Origin of the sequence: Streptomyces sp. NPDC052107, from assembly GCF_040680215.1 — a bacterium.
GTDB lineage: Bacteria > Actinomycetota > Actinomycetes > Streptomycetales > Streptomycetaceae > Streptomyces.
This window is the reverse complement of sequence record NZ_JBFAWG010000203.1, coordinates 1-4875: the sequence shown is the minus strand read 5'-3', so window position 1 is coordinate 4875 and position 4875 is coordinate 1. Positions and strand designations below refer to the sequence as shown.

At 68.7% G+C, this 4875-nt stretch carries 4 protein-coding genes and 1 pseudogene; 2 read left to right on the top strand and 3 right to left on the bottom strand.

Features of this window, described 5'->3' with window-relative positions:
• Nucleotides 1-440: 440 nt before the first annotated feature.
• The 3 genes from AB0M27_RS46765 to AB0M27_RS46755 all read right to left on the bottom strand — a co-directional run bounded on the left by AB0M27_RS46765 (nt 441) and on the right by AB0M27_RS46755 (nt 3174).
• Entirely contained in the window at nt 441-1181 is a 741-nt protein-coding gene (locus AB0M27_RS46765) for an FAD:protein FMN transferase (RefSeq protein ID WP_365732303.1), read from the bottom strand.
• Nucleotides 1182-1260: 79 nt separating this feature from the next.
• Nucleotides 1261-1749 (bottom strand): FMN-binding protein, encoded by a 489-nt coding sequence (locus AB0M27_RS46760; protein ID WP_365732302.1) that lies wholly within the window; start codon nt 1747-1749, stop codon nt 1261-1263.
• Between the two features lie 57 nt (nt 1750-1806).
• On the bottom strand, nt 1807-3174 hold the full coding sequence (locus AB0M27_RS46755) for a ferredoxin reductase family protein (RefSeq protein WP_365732301.1): 1368 nt from the start codon (nt 3172-3174) through the stop codon (nt 1807-1809).
• Between the two features lie 432 nt (nt 3175-3606).
• Here AB0M27_RS46755 and AB0M27_RS46750 point away from each other — a divergent pair, with 432 nt between their 5' ends.
• Nucleotides 3607-4341, top strand: a complete 735-nt coding sequence (locus AB0M27_RS46750) for a response regulator transcription factor (RefSeq protein ID WP_365732300.1) — start codon at nt 3607-3609, stop codon at nt 4339-4341.
• A pseudogene (locus tag AB0M27_RS46745) lies at nt 4338-4875 on the top strand (hypothetical protein); the annotation flags it as partial. The gene AB0M27_RS46750 and the pseudogene AB0M27_RS46745, both read left to right, overlap by 4 nt.

The following is a 4875-nucleotide window of genomic DNA, read 5'->3' as shown; positions in this document are numbered from 1 at the left end:
CCGGCAGCGCGCCCACTCCGCTTCAAGCGCGCGCCGCGCGGTAGCCGACAGGCGCACACGGAAGGTGTACCGGGCATGCCCGGTGTCCTTCGTGGTTGCCTCTGTCGTCATACATCCGAACCTACCCGAGAGCACTGACAGTTGAGAGTCCTTGATCATTGTGGACATCACCGCCGTGCGGGGTGGACGCCGGATCGCCCTGACGGCGATCCAGCTATCCCTGCCCTGCTCCGCAGGAGTCCGATTCCTCCCCGGCCCTGAAGGCCAGGGCATCCTCGGAGGAACCCGGTGAACGCGATCCAAGTTGCCCTGCTGGTTGCACTTGAGCACTGCTTGCCGTCCTGTATCTGTCCGGAGCTCGAATCCGCCGACGCTCTATTTCGTGGCGACAACGGCCGGTCAAGAACAAGAGTCCTGCTCGTCCGCCGAGTGCGGCCAGCTCATGCGCCGCTCGGGGACGAGGCCGTGCTGGGGAAGCCCGAGGTCCACCAGGCGTGGGCGTCCGATGTGACGGCGAAGGCCTCGACATCCGGGACGGACGCGACCCAGATGAGGGCGTCTGGGCCCATGGCGAAGGCAGCTGTCGCGTAGGCGTCGATGTCGGTGAGGTGGCGGCCGACGAGGGTGATCGAGAGTAGCCCGGAGGCCGCTGGGCGACCGGTGTGCGGGTCGAGGATGTGGGCGCCGCGCTCAGCCGTGCCGGAGGTCGCGACGGCGAGGTCCCGGCCGGTCACGATCGTGGAGAGGCCACCGGGTTGCAGGGGGTTGGCGATGCCGACCTGCCACGACACGCCGGGGGCGCACTCGCCGCGCAGTTGGATGTCGCCGCCGCCGTTCACACAGGTGTTGCGTGCCCCGGCCCGCTCCAGAATCACCGAAGCGTGCTCAATGGCCCAGCCCTTCACCAGGCCCGAGGGGTCGAGGCGACCGCCGGGGGCCCGGCTGAACCAGCCGCCGCTGACGCGCTCGGCGCTCTCGCACAGCTCCAGCACCTCGGTGACCTCGGGGTCGCAGCCGGCCAGGTCCGTCTCGCCCCGGCCGAGTCGGCTGATCTGGCTGTCGGGACGGTAAGTGGAGAAGACCTCGTCCACCCAGTGCAGCCAGACCACGGCGTGGTCGAGGGCGCGGCGGATGGCGGGCGTGGGCGTGTCGCGGATGTCGAAGGAGAAGACCGTGCCCATGGCGTGCTCAACGTGGCGGAAGCCGCCGGGGCCCTCGGAACCCGTGGAAGCCTTCGTGCCTTCGTCCACCTCTGCCATCTCAGGCACCGGCCTTGTCCAGGGCGCTCTGGAGGGACTGCATGTAGCCCTCGCTGGTGTAGGAGGCACCGGAGACGGCCTGAATCTGCGCGCTCTGCGCGGCCAGGGCCTCCTGGGTCAGAATGGGCACGGCGTAGTCGGCGAGCCTCTGGCTGTGACCCGAATCGTTCGGGGTCTGCAGTGCTCGGACGTTGGTCAGCTTGCCGTGGGAGAGCGTGACGGCGACCTGGACCGGGCCGAACGGGATCTGCTCGACGGCACCGGTGTACGTGCCGGTGGCGCCAGCCCCGCTGCCGCTCTTCGACCCGCGGGAGCTGCTGGACGGGCTCGACTGGCTGGAACTGGAGCCTGACGTGGGCGGGGAGACCGCGGCGCTTCCGCCGGAACCGGCGATGGCCGGCAGGGCGCTCTGGTGCGGTTTCAGGCCCAACAGCAGGACCAGGCCCGCAACGGTCGATGTGGCCAGGATGGCGCCTCGGCGCATTGCCATGAATCTGCTCCTTTGTCATCGAATGCGCTTGAAGGTCCTTCAAGGGCCTTTGAACGGTCAGAAGGCGAAGGACTCGTGGTGGATGCGGCGGCGGGGCACACCGGCCGCTTGCAGTGCCGATATCGCCGCGGCCGTCATCCCCGGCGGCCCGCACAGGTAGACGTCGCGCTCGGCGACGTCCGGAACGAGGGCGGCAAGCCCACTCGCGGTGAGGGGCGAGGAGTACTCGGCGGGTTCGTCGACCACGTAGTGAGCGGTCGCGCCACGATCGACCGCTATAGCGTCCAGCTCCTGCCAGAGCGCCAAGTCCTCCGGGCGGCGCGCCCGATAGATCATGGTGACGTCGCCGGGCAGTGTCTCGAACAGAGCACGCAGCGGGGTGATGCCGACGCCGCCCGCCAGCAGCAGGACCTTGCGGGCCGTGCGCCGGGCCGCCGTGAAGGCACCGTACGGCCCCTCGGCCCACACCCGGGTGCCCGGCCGGAGCCCGGCCAGCGCCTCGCTGTGGCCGCCCACGGCTTTCACGGTGATCCGCAGGAAGTCCCCCGTCGGCGGCGCGGAGAGCGAATACGGGTTTGCCGTCCACCACATCCCGCGGGCCAGGAAACGCCAACGGAAGAACTGACCGGGCTCGGCACCCAGCTCGTCCAGGTACCGCCCCGTCATCCAGACCGACACCACGCCGGGCGCCTCCGGCTGGACCTCGACCACGCTCAGGCGGTGCCGCGATGCCCGCCGCAGCGGGGTGAGGAAGCGGTACCACACCAGCAGCGCGGTCACGCCGATGTAGAGGGCGTACCAGGCGAGCTGGGCGGGACGGTGCGCAACGAAGTCGGCACCGTCGGAGAGCTGGTGGAAGAAGGCCAGGAAGATGGCGAGATACGTGGCGAAATGCAGGTAGTGCCAGGTCTCGTAGCGCAGTCGGCGGCGCGCGGCGCGAGCCGAGACGATGCCGGTGGCGACCAGGAGTAGGAAGCCCGCGGTGGCCTTGAGCATGTCGGGATAGGTGAAGACGAACGTGCTGGTCTGACTGACGACGTTGACGTGGGCGGTTGCCGCGTAGCCGAGAATGATCAGCATTGTGTGGGCGAGCGTGAGCGAGATGGTGTAGCGACCGCCCAGCGCGTGCCAGCGGGCCAGGCGGTCCGAGCCGACAGCCCGTTCCAGCAGGGGGAAGCGGGACATCAGCCCGAGCAGCACCGCGCAGGCGTAGCCGGCGAGCAGGCCGGTGACCCGCCCGGCATCGGTCAGCCATCCCGCGAAGCCCACCACCGAGGTGGTGTCGATCCACCACAGGCCCACCACAGCTGCGGCCCCGGCGTAGATCAGCAGCTGGGCCACGACCGGAACGATCCGGTGGGAGGGTACGACGGGCCGCGGGGGGCGGGTCCTGGTACGGCGGTGGTACGCGGACGTGGTAGCCACGGGACTCCTCTCGTCGGCTCACGGTGCCCTGTGGTGCCTCGGACGCCGCGTCGACGTGGTGGTGCGTCGGTGTGGTGCGTGTGCGACGGCCACCTTTCCAGCGGAATTTCTTAAACGCCTCTGAACGCACCCCTCACCCGCCAATTCAGAGAGAAATCGGTAGGTGCTCACCTCCCACCAGCGGTGCCGCCGAGGGAACTCCCGGTAAATTGCACCAGTGGCATTCGAGGCACCACGATCGCACCGGATCGGGCGGGAACACGGGTAATCAATGCTGGTCACGGCGGTTCTCCTTGGCCGAGAACGTTGACGGCCACCCTGGCAACGTCTGCCCTGAATAGCCTCTGAACCGGGCTGCTCCCGCGATTCAGAGGGAATTCAGACGAAGCGCGCGCTCCACCACGGCCGGGTCGGAGTGATGCTGGACGCATCATGAAGAACACGACCAAGCCGGCCCCATTGCGCCGACGCGACGGCAGCCCAGTCCGTGTTCTCGTCGTGGACGACGAGCCTGATCTGGCTGAGGCCCTCGCACAGACCCTGCGCTACGAGCGCTTCGAGGTGCGCTGCGCGGGCGACGGGGCTTCCGCAGTGGCCACCGCGCGTGCCTTGCGCCCCGACGCGGTGATCCTCGACTGGATGTTGCCCGACAGCGATGGGCTGCATGTGCTCCACGAACTGCGCGCCCAGCAGCCGGGCGTCTGTGTGCTTTTCCTCACCGCGCGCGATGCTGTGGAGAACCGCATCGCGGGGATCACGGCAGGGGGCGACGACTATGTCACCAAACCGTTCAGCCTGGAGGAGGTCATGGCGCGGCTGCGCGGTCTGCTGCGCCGTGCGGGTATGACCCGAGAGCCGGGCAACGGCCGTCTGATGGTCAGTGACCTTGTGCTGGACGAAGAGGCCCACGAGATCAGCAGGGCAGGGGACCCGATCGAGCTGTCACGCACCGAGTTCGAACTCCTGCGGTTCCTGATGCGCAACCCGCGCCGGGTGCTTTCCAAAGCCCAGATCCTCGACCGGGTATGGTCCTACGATTTCGGCGGACAGGCCCACGTCGTCGAGCTGTACATCAGCTACCTGCGCAAGAAGATCGACGCGGGTCGGACACCCTTGATCCACACGGTGCGCGGGGTCGGTTACGTCCTCAAGCCGGACGCATCGTGAGAGATCGCGGGAGGGCCACTCTGGCCAGACGGCTGCTGGTTCCCCCTACCCTGCGCGCCCGCCTCACCACGGGGCTGGTGGCACTGCTCGCCCTCGCCTGTGCGGCGGTCGGCCTGACAAGCGTGGTGGCCCTGAACCATTTCCAAGTGAGCCGCCTCGACCAGCAGCTGAGCGCGACGGGGGGCCGATTCGCGGCGAGCCTGGAGCACGAGCGAAACTCCGACGACCACGCAGACACCCGCGGTCAGTCATACGGGACGTTCGGCGCCCGTCTCCACACCGGACAACCGGCCCAAGCGGCCGTGGTGCGCGACGACACGGACGTGTCCGTGCCCCTCACGGCCGACGACCGCACCATGCTGGCCTCCCTCCCCTCCGACCACCAGGGCCACACGGTCAAGCTCTCCGGACTTGGCCACTACCGCGTCGTCGCCGTCCACAGCACGAACGCCATCGTGAACCACTTGATCCCGGTCGCGCTCATCACCGTCGTCGGGCTCGGCGGATCGCCCCAGCCCTCGTACAGATACGGCG

Bases quoted from the DNA above. Each gene is read 5' to 3' on its own strand.
- AB0M27_RS46750 (WP_365732300.1), top strand. From the start codon at position 3,607: ATGAAGAACACGACCAAGCCGGCCCCATTGCGCCGACGCGACGGCAGC.
- AB0M27_RS46760 (WP_365732302.1), bottom strand. From the start codon at position 1,749: ATGGCAATGCGCCGAGGCGCCATCCTGGCCACATCGACCGTTGCGGGC.
- AB0M27_RS46765 (WP_365732303.1), bottom strand. From the start codon at position 1,181: ATGGGCACGGTCTTCTCCTTCGACATCCGCGACACGCCCACGCCCGCC.